Here is an 18293-nt window from a genome sequence, read left to right as displayed (position 1 = left end):
TTACACCCTCTTCTTTGTTAATTTAAGTAATACTTTGCTCAAGCTTTCTTCCGTAAGATCCTCTGCATCAGCAAAATCTGATACCGTAAAAGCTGACTCTGTTGTTGGTTTATTTATAAGTTGGCGAAGATGCCTCAACATACCATCTGCTATTACTTGAATTTTTAATTTGGAAAACTGTTCTCTACTATACATCCAAATAAAATGTAACTTTTCATCTTTCACCATTCCGATAACATCAATTAGATGAGATGGCTTGGAATCTGGAGCATGATCTAAAAATGTAAACCCTGCCTCTTGCATAAACAAAGATTCCTTTGAAAACACCTGATCAAATTGGCCCAAATAGTTAAAGCTTATTGAAGGCTTTTGCTGATAAAACGGAAGTATTTCTTTATTCAAGTAACGTAAAATACCATAGTCTACTCCGTGATTCGGAATTCGACGCAATTGTTCTTTGACAGCCTTTAAGCCTTCAATTGGTGTTTTAGTTCCTTGAAAATTTAGATGAACAGGATAAATACTCGTAAACCAGCCCACTGTCCGCGATAAATCAATACCTTCAATCATCTCTTCTCTCCCGTGTCCTTCTAGATGAATAGAAACCGTTTGCTGATTTGTACAATCGACGATAGCTTGTCCTAATGCCGCCAATAGTACCTCATTAACCCTTGTCTTATGAGTGACTGGAACTTCGTGTAACAATGCTTGTGTTTCTTCTACTCCTAAAGTCCTCGTCACTTGATCAATCGATTCTTCTGTTGTTTCTTGTATTGGATAGTCCATTGGAATTGTCATCGTTTCTTTTTCCACTTGTTCATTCCAATAATCCTGTACTTCTTTTGAAATACCCGAATCACTGTATGTCTGGAGTCGTTCAGACCATTCTTTAAAAGATGTACTTTTCGCAGGTAAGCGAATTCCTTGACCTTGTTTCATCTGGTTATATACCACCTGTAAATCTTCCAATAGAATTCTCCACGATACTCCATCTACTACTAAATGATGAATCACCCAGAATATTCGATCATTTCCAGTCAAGTTATCCTCAAAGTAAACTACTCTCATTAACGGACCAGTAACTAAATTGAAACTAGCTTGATTAATGTTCATCTCTTCTTGTATTATTTTATTCCACTCTTTTTCATTAACTTTGTTCCGTTTTACAACATGGAGTACTGACAGCTCATCAGTTCCTTCATTTCTCTGCCTCCATGTTCCGTTTGGTAACTGCTCGTACCGAAAACGTAAAGCATCATGATGTTTGATTAAATTTAATATTGCTCCCTCTAGTAACTTCACATCCAATCTCTCTTTTACTCTTAAAAGCATTGATTGATTCCAATGCTCTGGATGTGGATGTTCTTGCTCGAAGAACCAGTACTGAATTGGAGTAAGAGGCACATCTCCTGTTACAATCCCCTGCTCCGCTTGTACTCCCTGCGTTTCTATAGCCAATTGTGCCAGCTCGGCAATAGTTGGGCATTCAAACATTTGCTTTGGAGTAAGTTTTAACCCTACTTGACTTGCTTGAGATATGATTTGAATACTGAGAATCGAGTCGCCACCAATTTCAAAGAAATTATCATAGATTCCCACCTTTTTAATACCTAATACTTGCTTCCAAATAGTAGCCAGTATCTGTTCATTACTATTCCGAGGGCCAACACATTCACTATTAATCTGCTTTTCCTCTGGCATAGGTAAGGCCTCACGATCAACTTTGCCGTTAGCTGTAAGTGGAATGGCTTCCATCGTCACATATCCCGAAGGTACCATATAGCTCGGTAGTTTCGCTTTAAGATACTCTCTCCACGCACCTACATTTCCATCTCCTACAACATAAGCTACTAATCGTTTATCACCCGGTTGATCCTCTCTTACAATTACAACTGCCTCTTTTATAGATGCATATGCATTTAAAGTAGACTCAATCTCCCCAATCTCAATTCGGAAACCACGTATTTTAACCTGATGATCAATTCTTCCACGATAATCCAGATTCCCATCTGGCAAATACCTCGCTAAGTCTCCTGTCCGGTATAATCTTGCTTTCGGATCACTACTAAATGGATGAGATATAAAGCGCTCTGCTGTTAATTCAGGTCTATTTAAATACCCACGTGCAAGCCCTGCCCCGCCAATATAAAGCTCACCATCTACACCTATAGGAACAGGTTGTTGATAAGCATCTAATATATACACTTCTAAATCTGGAATCCGTTTTCCGATATTACTTCTCGAAGCATGATGCACATCATCTAGAGTAATTGGATAATACGTAACATGAACTGTAGTTTCTGTAATTCCATACATGTTAATTAGCTGTGGTTCTTTATCCCCATATCTTTGAAACCACGGTAACAAGCTAATGGGTTCTAACGCTTCTCCGCCAAATATCACATAACGCAGCTGCAAGTTTTTATTCTTATCTTCGTGTTCACACACTCGTATTAATTGTCGAAATGCGGAAGGTGTCTGATTTAGAACTGTGACTTCTTCCTCCACCAATAATTGATAAAAATCTTTTGGCGATCGACTAATCCAGTACGGAACAACAACTAATTTTCCACCATATAATAATGCTCCCCAAATTTCCCATACTGAGAAATCAAATGCATAAGAATGAAAAAGCGTCCAAGTATCTTTTTCATTAAACTGATACCAACAATCCGTCGATTTAAATAACCGAATGACATTGTGATGCTCTATCATAACGCCCTTTGGATTCCCTGTTGATCCCGAAGTATAGATTACGTAAGCTAGATTTTGGGAATTTACATCAGAAACCGGCAAGGTCTTACTTTCTTTCCCAATCTCTTCTTGATCACGATCCAGGCAAATCGATTCAACATTTTCTGGTAACCATTTCAATTCTTTTAAACTTTCTTGCGTTACGAATAACTGAATGCTTGCATCCTCTAAAATATATTGAAGTCGCTGCTCTGGATATGTTGGATCAAGTGGAACATAAGCCCCACCAGCCTTCAAAATCCCTAAAATACCTACAATCATTTCGAGAGAACGTTCAACACACAGTCCAACTAAAGTATCAGGTCCTATTCCCTTTTTCTGCAGATAATGAGCTAACTGATTTGCACGTTCATTAAGCTCCTTATAAGTAACTTTTTCTTTTTCATACGTAACTGCAATATCGTTTGGATAACTCATTGCTTGTCGTTCGAACAATTCATGAAGAGTTTCCCGAGGTGGGAAATCCAGCTTAGGATTGTTGAACTCAACTAAACTTTTTCTTTTATCTTCATCAGAAATAATTTCGATTTCAGCTACCTTCTGCTTTGGGTTTTCAAAAGTGTTTTCCATTATCGCTAACATAACGTTAAAAAAGCGTTTTATCTCTTCCTTAGAAAATAGCTCCTCACGATAATCAATATGTACATGTAAAGAGTCTATATCAATTAGATTTTCAATATGCACTGCAAAATCTTGTACCTCTTCACGGTTTGCGATCCATAGTGAGTCACCACTTTCATCACGATCCCTATAATCAATCGTAGTTCCGAAAAGTCTCACATTGCTGTTATTCTCTTTATTAATCTGCTTTAATAATAAATCAAATGGATATTTCTGATGTCTTAATGATTTACTTTGTTTTCTGGACACCCTACCAATAAATGAAAGCACTTCTTCTTCTGGGTCAATATCCATTCTTAAAGGAACTGTACTCACCATCATTCCAATCAATTTTCGTTCCATTTTAGTCATACGGTTGCCGTAAGCCATTCCTAATGCAATATCAAGCGATGAAGTCCACCGATACATGGACAACGAGAAAGTAGCGACAAAAAGAGTATATAAACTAAATTTGTAATTTTCGGAAAACAATTCTATTTTTCTCTTCAAATGCTCCGATAATATAAACGTTTCGCGTGATGCTTTGGTACTAACTTGGTACGTATTATAGGGCTTCAATCCGGTCACAGATGGAAGTGTTTTAAATTCCTCTAACCAGAATTTTTGATCTTTTTGAAAGCGACTACTATTCAAGTATGTTTGTTCATTAGCCAGAAATTGAACATATGAATTTTTAATTTCGCCTTCCTCAGTCTCGTTATGCATTTCATAATAATGTTTTGCAATCTGCTCAGTAAATATTTGAATTGATAAACCATCCATGATAATATGATGAACATTTCCAAAGACTGCACATTCATTATCGTTTAATTTTATTAAGGCGAAATAGTATAAATTCGAATTAAATAATGTAAACGTTTCTTTTGTTTTCTGCTCAATCCATTCCTCAAGTAAATCTGAATTCTCCACATTACTGAAATCGAAAAACTCAAATTCTTGTTCTTCATGTTTAATAAAATATTGTTTAGGTTCCTGATGCCCATTTTCTTTTAATCTAATGCACAGACCGTCATTTTCACTGATAACACGATTCACAACTTGGTTTAATTTTGAATAATTCATTTTTCGATGAAGTTTAAATAAAAATCTTAAATTACATATCCCTTTATCAGAATGAATAACTTCTGTATACCATATTCTTCGCTGCGGGTGACTTAATGGAAAACATTCCTCATTGGTCATAAAAAATCTTCCCTTCAAAAATTATTTGCTCTTATAGGTTCGTGTTTATGTTTAGCCCATAAATATTTCTGCAGTGAAACTCCAATTACTCCAATGACAACAAGCCCAATCCCGCCATAAACATAGAGTTGAGTTACTCCAAACAAATGCACTAATGGGCCACTCATAGCAGGAGAAATAATTAGAACTGCGTTTGTTAAACTGCTTTGAATACCAAATACTCTTCCTACTTGATCTTGATCAGATTCTATTTGTAAAATGACTTGATTAGATACAAGCATCAGCCCACTTCCAATACCAGCGATAAAACTAATCAGATAGGCCAAAACGAAGACCGTACCGGGCGTTATCAAACCAATCCCCCCAAAACCAATTCCCATTAAAATCATGCCTCCACATACTACCCAACCATATTGAAATTGTTTTAATTTCTGAGTTAGTAATGCACCAAGTATTCCGCCAAGACCAATAATAGAAATGATATATCCCATTTTACTTTTATCATGTGGGAATAAGCTCTTAAATAAAGTCGGGAATTGTGAGTCTACTAATTGTAATACTGCCATGGCTATTGTAACGAAAATCATAGTTGATAATATTATCCGATTAGATAACACATAGCCCCACCCTTGTACCCAAGCGGCCCAAGTGCTTTGCTTTTGCTTTTCAACAAGTTCTTTCGATATAGTTTCTTTGAATTTTATTGTGGGTATCAGAACTAACGTAGCTAATAAACAACTTATAGCTCTTATAATGAGGCAGAACTCTGGCTGAAACCAACTCAGCAACATGCCCCCTATAAGTGGGCCTACTATCTTGGTACCCTGCTCTACTATTCCGTTGATACTTACTGCTTTAGTAAGCAAATCTGGGGATACAATCTGTCTTGTTAGTGTTTGTTGTGCAGGATAATAGAAAACAATAAAAATGGAACGAATCATTAATGCCACTAAGAGCCAGTGGATATTTTGTACAAATAAAAGAGCAATTGTTATTAAACCAACCATCAAATTACAGAACATCATAATTGGAATTTTTCTAAAACGATCTGCAATAACACCTGCCCATGAGCCAAAAATAATTCCAGGAAGTGCATATGCAACAGGAATCAATCCAATCATAGTAGGATCTACTTCCCATTCAAACCCAACTATAGTCATAATCGCTAACATATCAATAAAAACACCAAGCATAAGCAATGAATAGGCAGAGAAAACTTGTAAATAAACCCTATTTCCTAATAGGCCTTTTGAATCGGTAGTTTTCATAAAATGTGCTCCTTAAATTTACTAAAACGGATGTTTTGGTGTACACAATACCTCTTTTTTGCACATAATTTATAACTCTACATATATCCATCCGAAATTTAATAGTATTCAAACTTCAATAACTATAAAATTCAATATCTTTGATATTATTTATTCATTCAAATATATTTATTTTTAGTTTTTATACGTTCACTTCTGACTCTAAATAATCTTTTTCACCTATAAACGTGGATAAATTAAATGATTTCTAGTTATATCGTCATTACAACCACAGTAAAAAACGATAATATTTCATTAATTTATCTGAACAACTTTCTTTGATTTTCATATGCTACAAGCTAAAACTCTACTCAATGAAAATAATCCATTAATAGCTATCTAACCCTAAAATTTATAATAGTTAAACCATCCAAATTACACCCTCTTTTCAGAATTGTCTTTTTTTTCTATTTAAAATACTATCACACAAATTTTCTAGCTACTATCTTCATAAAGTTGAAATAATCAAATTAGAAAATTCAGATAAAAAACGAGGTAAATTTGCAATTATCTTACTCAATATTATTTTCACAAACGCTATTGAATCCTAACAAATAGTAAATCCCTCTTTTACTCTTCTCTATATTTGTATCCTATACAATAAAAATTTCTTTTTTCTTATCCTTTTCTTACAATTTCCTTACGTTCAAATCACTTCTATAATTAGATAGGTTTTATTTTAAAATCTCCAAGATAATAAATGTTTATATAATCCCACGATTTCATAGAAGATAGATTAATAACCCTGCGCCAAATCATCATGCACATCTCTGATATTTCCTTGGATTCCCCCCTCAACCTTTACCACTGTTCCAACCGGCATCAACACTTCTTCACGTTCTTATAAATAGTAATAACTAATCAACTTTTTACCTGAAAATAAATTAATATAGAAAAAGAGAGATAAGGTTAAAATACCTTTATCTCTCCTTTTCTCTCACATATTATGCGAAGGATTTTTTTGTTTTGGGGTTAATCTGTTTTCTTAGCTTGATGGCGATGGGGTCCCACCACATCGTTATCAACTTAAGAAATTAAATGTACCTCGAATCTCCCTATACGTCGCTCAAAAAGTCAGATGTAGTGTAACTGGGGAGAAACTTCTACCCTGTGGGACATCCATTGTTGTCACAAGCAATTATGGAATGAAACAAAGGATGATAGCTACAAAAACCTTACAATTGTTAAATCGAGTATTTACAGACTAATTCAGGCAACCAAAGTTGAAATCATTAACCAACTATTCTTTGAGCTACAACTTAACGAGGAACAGTTAAACAAACTCAACAAATTGCGAAAACTAGTTAAAAACGAGGAAATCTGTATAAAATCACAAACTGAAGTGGAAACAAATAACGAAAAACTAGCGTTGTTTACTTAGAACTTATCATTATTGGGTGAGAAGAAAACTACAATATAGATGGAGCGCGGTATGCCGTATGCCATGAAAGTGGCACGTACTGTGCGGATCGGGGGAAAAGTTAGAAATAACCTCAAAGACTTACCTATCGACAATCATGCAGTTATGCAAGAGCAAAATTACTGGAAAGGTCAAAAACATAAGCTTCGAAAAGAAAATAAAAAGTTATTTATTTCATTAGAACCACATTTGTTTGAAGACTGGAAGAGTTCGCATTGTATAACGAAAATCTAAATCAAACCGCATCGGAGTTAGTAATAGAGGGCTTAGACTATATCTATAAAGAGGGTATACCTGTAATGTAATCTCATGCTTTTCAGCATTTTGTAAAAATTGAAATATCACCATTTCAATAAAAACTCTTACAACAATTAGCGCTCAAACGAGGATGTTCAACAAGAAAAATGGCATATCCAGTATTAAAATTCATGTTACAGACAAAGTAAAAGAATCCAACGTTTAACGAAGGATTCTTTTACCTGGTGTTCGTTGACAAATAGCTTCACCAAAGGAATTGATTCTAGCCACTCAATTCCTTTTTTATGTTATAAAAAAGTGTTTAATTTGTAAAAAAGCATTTGCTATAGAATAACAAATGCTTTTTGTTGAACTTGAATTGATTACTTTCAGAAAGTATTTATATTGTTTGCCTTTTTCTCTTGAAAAATTGTACCCTCAATCACTAATCTTACTATAAAATATAAAAAATGTAGCGTTTTAATATAGAAAAACTTATTGGTTGTATATGGATTTTTTCTTTATAATAATGAAAGGTAGTTCCCGATTATAGATAGGCTCGCATGCTTTTCTTGTATGAGAGCCTATCTATATAAAAAGATTGGATATTTATGAGTTTTGCAACACCCTCAGTAGTAATATCGTAAAAAATTATTGTAAAATATTTTTAGAGTAGATTAATTTATGTAGCAACACTCAATAATCAATGGAGGTATTAAATGAGAGATTTTTTTGAGGAGAAATACTTAGATATAGAGCTACAAAGAGACCTGGTAAGTTTAATAAGTGAAATTAGTGAATACAAAGGAAAAATATCCGCTTATCAAGACAGAAACCCTGATATATTCAATAATTTGGAGAAAACTATCCCCCTTCATTACATAAAAAACTTTAATACTGTTTTTATGGATATAAACGTTCCGAATAAAAGGTTAAAAGAACTGATTTTGAACGAAATGTTACCCAAAACAATAGAAGAAGATGCCGTATATTGTTATTATCAAGCAATGTCTCTTGTGCAAAAAAAGTTCCATAATCTACCCGTTAACTCAGAGACAATACAAGAATTACATTTTCAATTAATCCATTATATTACTTCTGACTGTGCAATGTGGCGTAAAAAACAATTTATTGTCCCAGGTGTTCCTGAATATGGGATGCATTCCAGTAGCTATCGTCCAGTAGCTCGGGAACTTATTCCCCAATCTGTAAAACTATTATGTGAGCAATATAATACATTAGTGAAGAATAAGGAGTTTCATTCACTTATATTAATAGCTCAATTTATATTGAATTTTTATTGTATTCTCCCTTTTGACCAGGGAAATCGAAGACTCGCATTCATATTGATACAATTACTATTAATGAAGAGTGAACATACATTTATAAGGTATGTATGTTTAGATAAATATATAAAGAAACATGAATCAAAATACTATGATTCAATCTTTAAATCTTCAGTTAATTGGTACTGTCGTGGGCATAATATTAGTTTTTGGATAAAAATATTCTTAACAATTATATTAGAAGCATATCAGGATTTGCATCTAACAGTTCAGGATTCTATATGTAGGGATACTAAAATTGAGCGAATTAAAAATTATATAATTAGGCAAAAAAAACCTTTTACTAAAGAAAATATTCGTGACGTTTATCCAGATATTGCCGAAAGTACAATCAGTAAAGCATTAGCTTCCTTCCAGTCTCTTGGTCTTATAAAGCTAGCTTCACGAGGAAGAAATGCTCAATGGACACGGGTTTAATTCCTTTTTTTACGATTATCAAAAATTTATCGGCCAAAGAAAAATGTAATTCATTTATGACCATATAGTTCAAAGGAGGCTTAAATCCTGAGTAATAGATCACTTTCAGAAAAGAAAATGAGAAAAATCATAGATAGGATATTTGAAAGGTAATACAATTCAAGAAAGATAGTTTTGTGATAGCCGTTGGCTATTACTTTTGTTTTTTTAGTTATCGAGGTGTATCTGAGGTCCTCAAAGAATCTGAAGATTTCATATTCATCCAAAAACGATTATGCGTTGGGTCCATGAATATGGTAATTTGATCTATCAAATCTGGAAGAAGAAAAATAGAAAGATTCAATCATTCTAGAAATTAGATGCAATTTATATAAAAGTGAAAGGAAAATGTTGTTATTTATATCATAAAATCTTTAATAATGGATGTATATTGGATATTCAACTTCAAAAAACTAGAGATCATCAGACAGCCTATGCCTTTATGAAAAGATTGGTGAAGGCTTTTGGAGAGCCAACGGTTCTCAAAACAGACAAGGCCCCAGTACTACTTTGCGCATTTAACAAATTAAAAGTACAAGGTTTTTATAAACAACTCATTGCACAGTCAAACATTTGAACAATCTCGTCGAACAAGACTATAGACATGTAAAAAGACGTTGAAACAGTTCATGCTCTAGATACACGAAAACGAAGTTTGCAACAACCAAACTTCGTTTTTTTCGACGTATAATGAACTATATCAATTACTAACGATTGTTTGAACTACTCACCACTTAACGTCCTTACGGACTTTTTGAAGTGGGAGATTCCTGCTAAGATAACCGATGTATCCACCGGTTATCTTAGCAGGCTCTATCCGTAGTCCCTACGGTGAGAACACAAGTATCTTGTACATTGACGCACCACACTCCCTACTTTAGCTTGGTTTTCGCAACTTCGGCAAGCATGGGGCGATAGAACGTTGAAGATTTTACGGTTGGAGCGTTTTTCTGCAACCAACCTCATATCTTCAGTTTTCGAAGAGCAATCTGTACAAGTAAATGATAGCAAACATGTTGGCATATGCCAACCGACGTTCTTCTTCCATACAAAAGCAGACAATTTACTGAATATTGACTATTCCCCCCCATCTTTCGTTTCCTGGATTGCTTCAATTACATTGTATGGTTCTGGTGCAAAAATTTTAATAGATGTGTAAGTAATCTCTAAAACTTCAACATACTGACCCTATTACTCAAAAAAAGATATTTGATTGGTCTGGAAAAGAAACGCGCATTCAAATATATGCATTACCAGCTGATAATATTTTGTTAACGATACAATCCCAATTCTCACAATTTGGTAAAGATGATGAAGAAACGTTTTTATCCATTTCTAATGCAACAATTCCATTAGAATTATATACGCCTTATTCTCTTTTATTTTTGTTGTTTATTTACAAATTGATAAAAATTTCTGCATATTGTTTTTTTAGCTTCTTAAATTATTTTCATTCTCGATATCAATATTGGATAGTATCAAATTGGTATCATCTTTTGACAATTTTATTTTGCTTTTAGACCTCACCATACTATTTCGGAAAAATTGTACGTTAAGGATTACAAACCTTTATCATTACAGTGTTTTTTTAGATGAGTATATGTTCATAAAGATAAAATACTAAGTTTAATTGAACACTGATTTATATACACACTTTATGAACACGATTATAGCTAAAAAACGTTGATATTATTGAGTTTTATCGCCTGTCCATAAACATAGATTTTCTGGACAGATGTCTCTTAATGTACAGAAAACGCTTAAAATGTGTCCGATTGTATAATTTTCCCAATACGGCACGGGGTACAAGCTTAGATACGTGTAAAAATTGGTCACAGGTTAAATTTTATTCCCCAACATAATTTAAGAGTATTTATTTTTACATTTTGGAAAGATAAGCACATTCAAAAATATTGTAGAATTTATGACAATTAACGTTGGATTTCTTAATTCATATATATCTTTTTATTATAAATATGACATTACCAAAAAAAATATATATATTTCAAATGGTATATATATAACAAAACATAAAAAAACTAGTCACTATTGTCTTATAGTGGGTAATTAATCATAAAATTGCGTATTTTCTGACGTTTATATATTCTAATAGGGGGTATCTTTTTCCATCCCCCGAAAAAGGAGAATAAGAAAGAATCTAGTTAATATCTATTGCTATTCCCTTTATAAAAATAGTAATTGTAACAGACTTAATCTAGAATCTCTCTTTAAAAAATAAGAAAAGGAGGAGTTCAAGTGAAAAAAACTTTAGTTACAGGATTAATGGTTACAGCAATATTAGCAAGTCCTTCCAACTATGTAAGTGCTTATGCGGAGAGGGTGCAGTCTAAATCAGAGCCCACATATGTACAAAATGTCAAAAATGCGAATACATTATCACATTCAATTAGAACGTTAGGTTCACAATCACCTTTAGCGCAAGCATATGGATTAATTATTTTACAGCAACCAACCATTAAAGGGACTGGTATGAGCAGTTTAACGAATCACCAAGAATTTGTAAAAAATCATGTTCGCGAATGGTTAGATGAATATAATCCTAAGTTAGTTGATTTAAATCAAGATATGCAGCGTTTTAGTACAAGATTCAATGGTTATTATGGTACACTATATGATTTAGCGGAAACGGTAAATACAGATGCGGAAACAAAAGTGAGTTTTGTAAATGCTTTTAATAGACTACAAAAGGACGTACAAACTATCCAAGATAGTATGAACCAAACCTTATTGCAGCTAAATCGTTTTAATGATTTATTGCTTCAAGATAACAAAGGGTTTTCTGAAAAAGCAAAAATAGCAATTCAATCCTTAGAGGGGTCAGATGGAACTGTTACACAGCTAAGAGCTGATATTAAAAGACTTCAAGAAGAGATACTGGTAGAACTCGCAAAAATTTTAAATAGACCAAATGAAGTTCGTAACGGCGTTATAAATATTGGGAAGCAAGTCTTTACGATTGCGGGCGGAGCAGCTCAGACTCAAACTATAGATTTTATCTCTATTTCATCTCTTGGTGGTGGAATTTTAGATCTTTTCGACAGCCAAACAGCTGCTTCTGCTAGGATCATTGAGCAGAAACAAAAAGAATTACTACCACTAATTCAGCAGTTAGCAGAAACCCAAATTCAAGTGACTGAAATGACTTTTATTGAGGATCAAATGAATGGGTTTACTGAGATGATTAAGAGGCAAATTACTACTTTTGAATATTTGATGAATGATTGGAAAGCGCTAAATGATACAATGATCCAAATCCAACTCAATCTGAGTGCAGGGGCACACATGGATAGTGTTGGATTGCAAAATCAATTAATTCAGCTCAAAGAATTCAGTGATGAACTGTATTTGCAAACAAAAAAGTTTGAAAATTTCATTTCAAATGTAACAATAAATTAAGTTTAAGTAAAGAGTGAAATATGACTATACTGAAAGTTAAAGGAGAAGACAAAAATGAAAAAAAAGCCTTATAAAGTAATGGCTTTATCCGCATTAATAACGGTAATGGCAGCAGGTAGTATCATGCCAACATATGCTTCTGCAGCGGAAAGCACGGCAAAATCAACTCCTATTCACGCTAAAACAGGTACAACGGATGAGTACCCGGATTATTCATTAGGACCAGAGGGTCTTAAAGAGGCAATAACAAATACAGGGTCAAATGCTTTAGTAATGGACCTTTATGCTCTAACAATCCTTAAACAAGCAAATGCTAATTTCAATGGGCTCAATTCAATTGATGTATCTTTACGAACGAAAATAATTAATGATCAAAATATTGCCAGAATAAATGCAGGGCAATGGTTAGATAAACTTAAACCGCAAATGATTTCAACGAATCAAAACATTATTAATTATAATACTAAATTTCAAAATTACTATAATACGTTAATCGAAGCTGTAAAAAATAAGGACAAGGAAACATTATCAAATGGACTTACAAGGCTAAATAATGATGTTGTAGCAAATAAGGCGGAAGTGGACGAATTATTAGGAGAACTGCGAGAATTCCGAAAGAAAATGGCAACAGATACGCAAAACTTTAAACAAGATGCAAATCAAATAACGTCTATTTTAGCAAGTCAAGATGCTGGAATTCCGCTGTTGCAAAATCAACTCACAACGTATCATGCTACAATTGCTGAATATAATAAACTGCTTATTGCCTCAGCAGTTGCAACGGCTCTAGGCCCACTTGCTATTATAGGCGGAGCAGTTCTAATTGGTACTGGTTTAGGAGCTAAACTAGGAGTGGTGTTCATTGTAGGTGGTTTAGGAGCAACAGCAGGAGGTATAGCGGGAATTGTTATAGCAAAGCAAGAGATGGATAAGGCTCAGGAAGAGATTAAGAATATAACAGGACAAATAACCCAGGCTCAATTAGAAGTAGCTGGTTTAACCAATCTAAAAGAGCAAACTGAATCCTTAACAGAGACTATTGATATAGCAATTACTGCACTACAAAATCTTTCAACCAAATGGGATGTAGTTGGATCAAAATATAAATCTTTACTTAAAAATATTGCAGTTATGGACCCTAACGATCTATTTTTCATAAAAGAGGATCTCGATGTGGCTAAAGATAGTTGGAAAGAAGTTAGAGATACTGCTGCAAATCTTTATGAAACTGATATTAAATTAGTAGATACAAAATAATCAATTGATTTTATGTGATAAGGGTTCCCTGTTCCAACTTGAGCAGGGAACTTCCTCAATGCTCACAAAAAGAAACGAATTCTTAAAAAGCGTAGGTGGGATAATATGAATAAGAAATTGTACAAGAAATTCTTATTATCAATGATGATTGCTGGAATGGTAACAAGTAATATAGTACCACTTCATACTTTCGCGGCAGAACAAAAAGTCCATACAACAATATCGCAAGAAACCATTCATAATTATTCACTGGGTCCTGAGGGCTTTCAAGATGTACTGGCACCAGCAATGTCTAATGTACTTGTTATGGATTCATATGCCAAAACAATACGTAATCAACAAGAGACAGACCTTAGTGGTATAAGTTCTCTTAATAGTTATTTACGAGCAAACATGTTGAAGCACCAGGACGATGCAAAAAAAAACGCGACCTATTGGTTAGATAATCTTAAACCACGTATTATGAATACGAATCAAAACATTGTAAATTATAATGATACATTTCAAAAGCACTATAGTATTTTACTAGCTGCAATAGATCAAAAAGATACTGAAAAATTGAAAACTGAGCTCGAAAAATTGTATCAAAGTATATTGACTAATAAAAGTGAAGTTAACGAGCTATTAGAACAGCTGAAAACATTCCGAAATAAAATGACAACAGATACGCAAAACTTTAAACAAGATACAAATCAATTAACGACTATTTTAGCTAGTACAACTGCAGGTATTCCATATTTAGAACAGCGAATTAATGGGTATAATGAGTCTATCAAAAAAAGCAATGATCAAATTATTGCAGGTTCAGTACTTTGCGCGACGTTAATAACGTGTATCATTGGTGGACCGCTGATTGCAACAGCAAAAAGTAATATTGCATCTGCTGAGCGAGAAATAGAAATTTTAAAGGCACAAATTTCTGGGGCACAAGCAGAAATAGCTATTATAACTGATGCAAAAAATAAGACTACGAATATGGCGGAAACAATTGACACAGCTATTACTTCTATACAGAAAATGTCTAATAGTTGGGATACTGTAGCAGCAAAATATAATAATTTAGTAAAAAATATCTCATTCATTAGCCCAGAAGAATTTGCTTTTATAAAAGCAGATCTTAATACAGCAAAAGATAGCTGGCAAGATCTTAAGAATTATGCTGATAAATTATATGAATCGGTGAAAATTGCGGAGAAAGAAGAGCAGGATCTGATAGATCGACTTCGTCCGTCAAGTGTTCAATATTTCTACAAACCGATACACAATGCCTATACATTTGAAATAAGAACGGGAGCAAATGCACCAAATGCGTCCTATAAAGTTATGAATTTAACAAAACGGACTACTCATAATATGTGGAGCGGAGGACCAAATGCAAGCATGTGGATTGACCAGCTTCCATTAAACTTAAAAGACCAATATGCGGTAATAGCAACGGTCAATGGAATGGATTATGTCATATATAAAGAAGTAGGAGAAAACATTCCTGGAGCTAATTTGAATGGTACCTATCAACTATTTTCTGCGTTAAATAATAGTAGCGTTATAGATATGGATCGATCAACGAATAATGTTACCTTATGGAGCAATAACGGCGGTAATCATCAAAAATGGAAGTTAGTATATGATTCAAATAAAAAGGCCTATCAAATTAAAAGTGTAACAAATCAAAATTTAATATTAGCTTGGAATGACTATCAAGGTTCTAACAATGTTTTTGCTACACCTAACCAATACTATGAAGAGCATTATTGGATAGTTGAAGATGCAGGAAATGGATATTTTTATTTAAAAAATAAGAAAAACTCTAGGTATTTAGATGTAACTGGTTCTGGTACTAAGGATGGAACAAATGTTATAGTATATCCATTTACAGCTAGTAATAATCAAAAATTTAAATTACAGAGACTAAATTAAATTATAGGATTCTGGTAGAAAAAAATTTCATCTTGAATTTCAATTGTTGTAAAATAGGGCATCTCTCCTACTTCGGAAAGATGCCTCTTTTCTATTCTAACGAATTTTGGGATACAGCTGCATGCCCATCAACTTAAGAATTTTTAAAAAAGGCGTTATTCTTTCTTAATAATATAAATGAGAAAGGGTGCCGTTTTTTAGATTCTGTTGCAAAAATAGTGGAATATGAAAGAAGGGTAAAAGATTCCTAACGGTATTGAACGTTATGCTGTTAAACCAAAGAGTTCATTGATAAGATATATCTGCCTTTGGACAGGCTTCCCCCCTTGGAGAGTTTGTCCTTTTTTGACCATATTTGTGAAATTACCAATGTTTCAAGAGCTGCTTTATATAGAATACTACAAAACAAAACATAATAAAAAATACCCGCCCAAATTGGAAACTTTCAGGTGTGGCGGGTTATTCCTTGAATCGTTTCTATACCCCAGTTTAACATTTTGTATGTTTTGTAAAACTATTTTTCTTTCGGAAGTACAATTCTTTTATACAATTGAACTGTAATCAAGTAGTAAATTAAGTAAATCACTACGAAAATGACAAGTGGCAACCAAATTCGGAAATACGGATCAATCAAAAGCGGACCGAACATGTTCATACCAACTAATATATGAGCAATACCCACAATTGCCGGTACTAAGAATATGAAGAATAACTCTTTATAAATCGATTGTGTTAATAACCCCTGGCGGACACCGATTTTACGAAGCATTTGATAACGCGTGCTGTCTTTCGATGCACCAGATAGAATTTTAAACATTAGGCAACTTGCCATCATTGCTAAGAACGCAATTCCAACGAAGAAGCCCATGAACATGAATCCACTGGCCATACTATGACTCAGATTATACATTTGATACGTACTACCTAATTCTTCCGCTTTCACATTTTTATATTTCGCTAACTGTAATTCATCAAGTTTTTTCCATTCTTTCAAATGTGCTCCAAAATCATCTGTTTTTCCAATAAAAACAGTATTTTCTTTATACTTCATACTATCGTATATGCTTTGGTCTATAATTTTTATTTCATGATCAGGATACATATAAGTTGGCTGGATTGTGAAGAAAGCTTCTTTCCATTGTTTTGTTTTCGTATCATCGTTATACAGTTTATACAGTTGTTTTGGCAATGTAAATGCATCCTTGGGAAATTCTTCTGAAACTTTCGTCATCTTCCTATTGTCACTATCTTGTGCTAAAGGACGATTTTTCTCTACATCTTCTTTTATATAATACACATACTGATTATCTACTTTGTAGCGATATTCAAACTTCTCCTGAAATAAGATGCCACTCAAAATTTTCTTTTCTTCCGCTGTTGGATTATGAACGACTGAATCGTAAACTTTTTCTTTATCAGTCGTCTTTAGAACGTTATTTTTAAATGCCATACCACACGCAATTCCACCAGCGCCAAGAGCCACTAGGATTGCTACCGTTGCAAGCACCCGTGTTAAGCTATTAATTCGGAAATTCAATTGTGCAAAAGTAAAAGCATTTAGCCCTTTTTCACGACGTTTTTTATTACTCTTTATCTTGTTGAGCATAACTGGGAGAAGTGATCCAAATAACATGTAAGTACCGACTGTTGCTGTGATTAATCCAATACCCATGAATTTAGGTACGGTTAATAGCTCTTTTTCCTGTAAATATGCTATATGGATCAGTGATGCATACCCAATACCTAGCAAAATCAGACCAAGAAATGCAACTACACCTGTCATTTTTCCTTTTACAGCGATACGCTCTGTTTTTGCATCTGCATGTACAAGTTGTAATACAGAAATGCGAGATAATTTCATACTATTCATAATTGCTGATACTATAAATAGTGCAAAGAAAAAGAGGCAAGTAACAGTCATAGATGGAATATAAAATGCTTTATAATCTTCACCAGAAAATTCCAACTGCTTCATTAATAACTGACCAATACCTTCTGCAAGCCCTACACTAACTGCGATTCCGATTGCAAGAGATGCGGCACCTATTACAATTGTTTCGATAAACATAAGTAAGGCAACTTTATGCTTTTTTGCCCCTAACATCATGTACATACCAAATTCTTTTTGTCGAAGAGATAATAAGAAATAATTTGCATATAAAATATAGAAAAACGTTACAATCGCTAATAAAAAGGAACCGATTTGGAATGCAATTGCAACCATATCAGCATGTGGATTGGATTCAAGGAACGCTTTATTTAGTGATAACGTTTGAAACATATAAAAAGTAGAAATAGATACGATAAGACCAACAAGTAAGACAATATAGTCTTGCAACTTACTTTTTAGACCAGACATGGAAAGCTTAAATAACATGA

8 protein-coding genes and 5 pseudogenes are annotated in these 18293 nt (G+C 33.6%); 9 read left to right on the top strand and 4 right to left on the bottom strand.

Annotation, left to right across the window (positions count from 1 at the left end; all coding sequences use genetic code 11):
• Together JDS92_RS12535 and JDS92_RS12530 are read right to left on the bottom strand one after the other, a co-directional pair.
• A complete protein-coding gene (locus JDS92_RS12535) occupies window positions 1-4557 on the bottom strand; it encodes a non-ribosomal peptide synthetase (protein WP_199631981.1) in 4557 nt (1518 codons plus the stop codon).
• A 14-nt stretch (window positions 4558-4571) separates the two neighbouring features.
• Window positions 4572-5825 (bottom strand): MFS transporter, encoded by a 1254-nt coding sequence (locus tag JDS92_RS12530; protein WP_097958897.1) that lies wholly within the window; start codon window positions 5823-5825, stop codon window positions 4572-4574.
• Between the two features lie 1076 nt (window positions 5826-6901).
• On the opposite strand from JDS92_RS12530, the pseudogene JDS92_RS30855 reads away from it, so the two are divergent.
• The 9 genes and pseudogenes from JDS92_RS30855 to JDS92_RS31395 all read left to right on the top strand — a co-directional run.
• Window positions 6902-7245, top strand: a pseudogene (locus JDS92_RS30855) (group II intron reverse transcriptase/maturase); the annotation flags it as partial.
• A gap of 144 nt (window positions 7246-7389) precedes the next feature.
• Window positions 7390-7730, top strand: a pseudogene (locus JDS92_RS12525) (hypothetical protein).
• A gap of 510 nt (window positions 7731-8240) precedes the next feature.
• Window positions 8241-9284 (top strand): Fic family protein, encoded by a 1044-nt coding sequence (locus tag JDS92_RS12520; protein ID WP_097958898.1) that lies wholly within the window; start codon window positions 8241-8243, stop codon window positions 9282-9284.
• A gap of 133 nt (window positions 9285-9417) precedes the next feature.
• Window positions 9418-10045: pseudogene (locus JDS92_RS12515) on the top strand (IS6 family transposase).
• Window positions 10046-10245: 200 nt separating this feature from the next.
• Window positions 10246-10482 carry a hypothetical protein gene (locus JDS92_RS12510; protein ID WP_179861539.1) on the top strand — a complete coding sequence of 79 codons (237 nt, stop codon included), beginning with the start codon at window positions 10246-10248 and terminating at the stop codon, window positions 10480-10482.
• Window positions 10483-11579: 1097 nt separating this feature from the next.
• A complete protein-coding gene (nheA, locus tag JDS92_RS12505; protein WP_098912092.1) occupies window positions 11580-12740 on the top strand; it encodes a non-hemolytic enterotoxin subunit A in 1161 nt (386 codons plus the stop codon).
• A 54-nt stretch (window positions 12741-12794) separates the two neighbouring features.
• Window positions 12795-13997, top strand: coding sequence for a non-hemolytic enterotoxin subunit B (nheB, locus tag JDS92_RS12500; protein WP_097958901.1), 1203 nt, complete (start codon window positions 12795-12797; stop codon window positions 13995-13997).
• Window positions 13998-14102: 105 nt separating this feature from the next.
• Window positions 14103-15179 (top strand): annotated as a pseudogene (nheC, locus tag JDS92_RS30850) (non-hemolytic enterotoxin subunit C); the annotation flags it as partial.
• Window positions 15180-15320: 141 nt separating this feature from the next.
• Window positions 15321-15914 carry an RICIN domain-containing protein gene (locus JDS92_RS31395; protein ID WP_307838330.1) on the top strand — a complete coding sequence of 198 codons (594 nt, stop codon included), beginning with the start codon at window positions 15321-15323 and terminating at the stop codon, window positions 15912-15914.
• 263 nt (window positions 15915-16177) lie between these two features.
• Here the strand turns inward: JDS92_RS31395 and JDS92_RS30840 are convergent.
• Together JDS92_RS30840 and JDS92_RS12490 are read right to left on the bottom strand one after the other, a co-directional pair.
• A pseudogene (locus JDS92_RS30840) lies at window positions 16178-16267 on the bottom strand (IS6 family transposase); the annotation flags it as partial.
• Window positions 16268-16428: 161 nt separating this feature from the next.
• Window positions 16429-18291, bottom strand: a complete 1863-nt coding sequence (locus JDS92_RS12490; RefSeq protein WP_199631980.1) for an FtsX-like permease family protein — start codon at window positions 18289-18291, stop codon at window positions 16429-16431.
• Window positions 18292-18293: the final 2 nt, after the last annotated feature.

It is taken from the genome of Bacillus cereus group sp. N12, assembly GCF_016483575.1.
GTDB classification, from domain to species: Bacteria; Bacillota; Bacilli; order Bacillales; family Bacillaceae_G; genus Bacillus_A; species Bacillus_A toyonensis.
The sequence above is the reverse complement of the archived record's forward strand: the minus strand, read 5'-3'. Positions and strand labels throughout refer to the sequence as shown.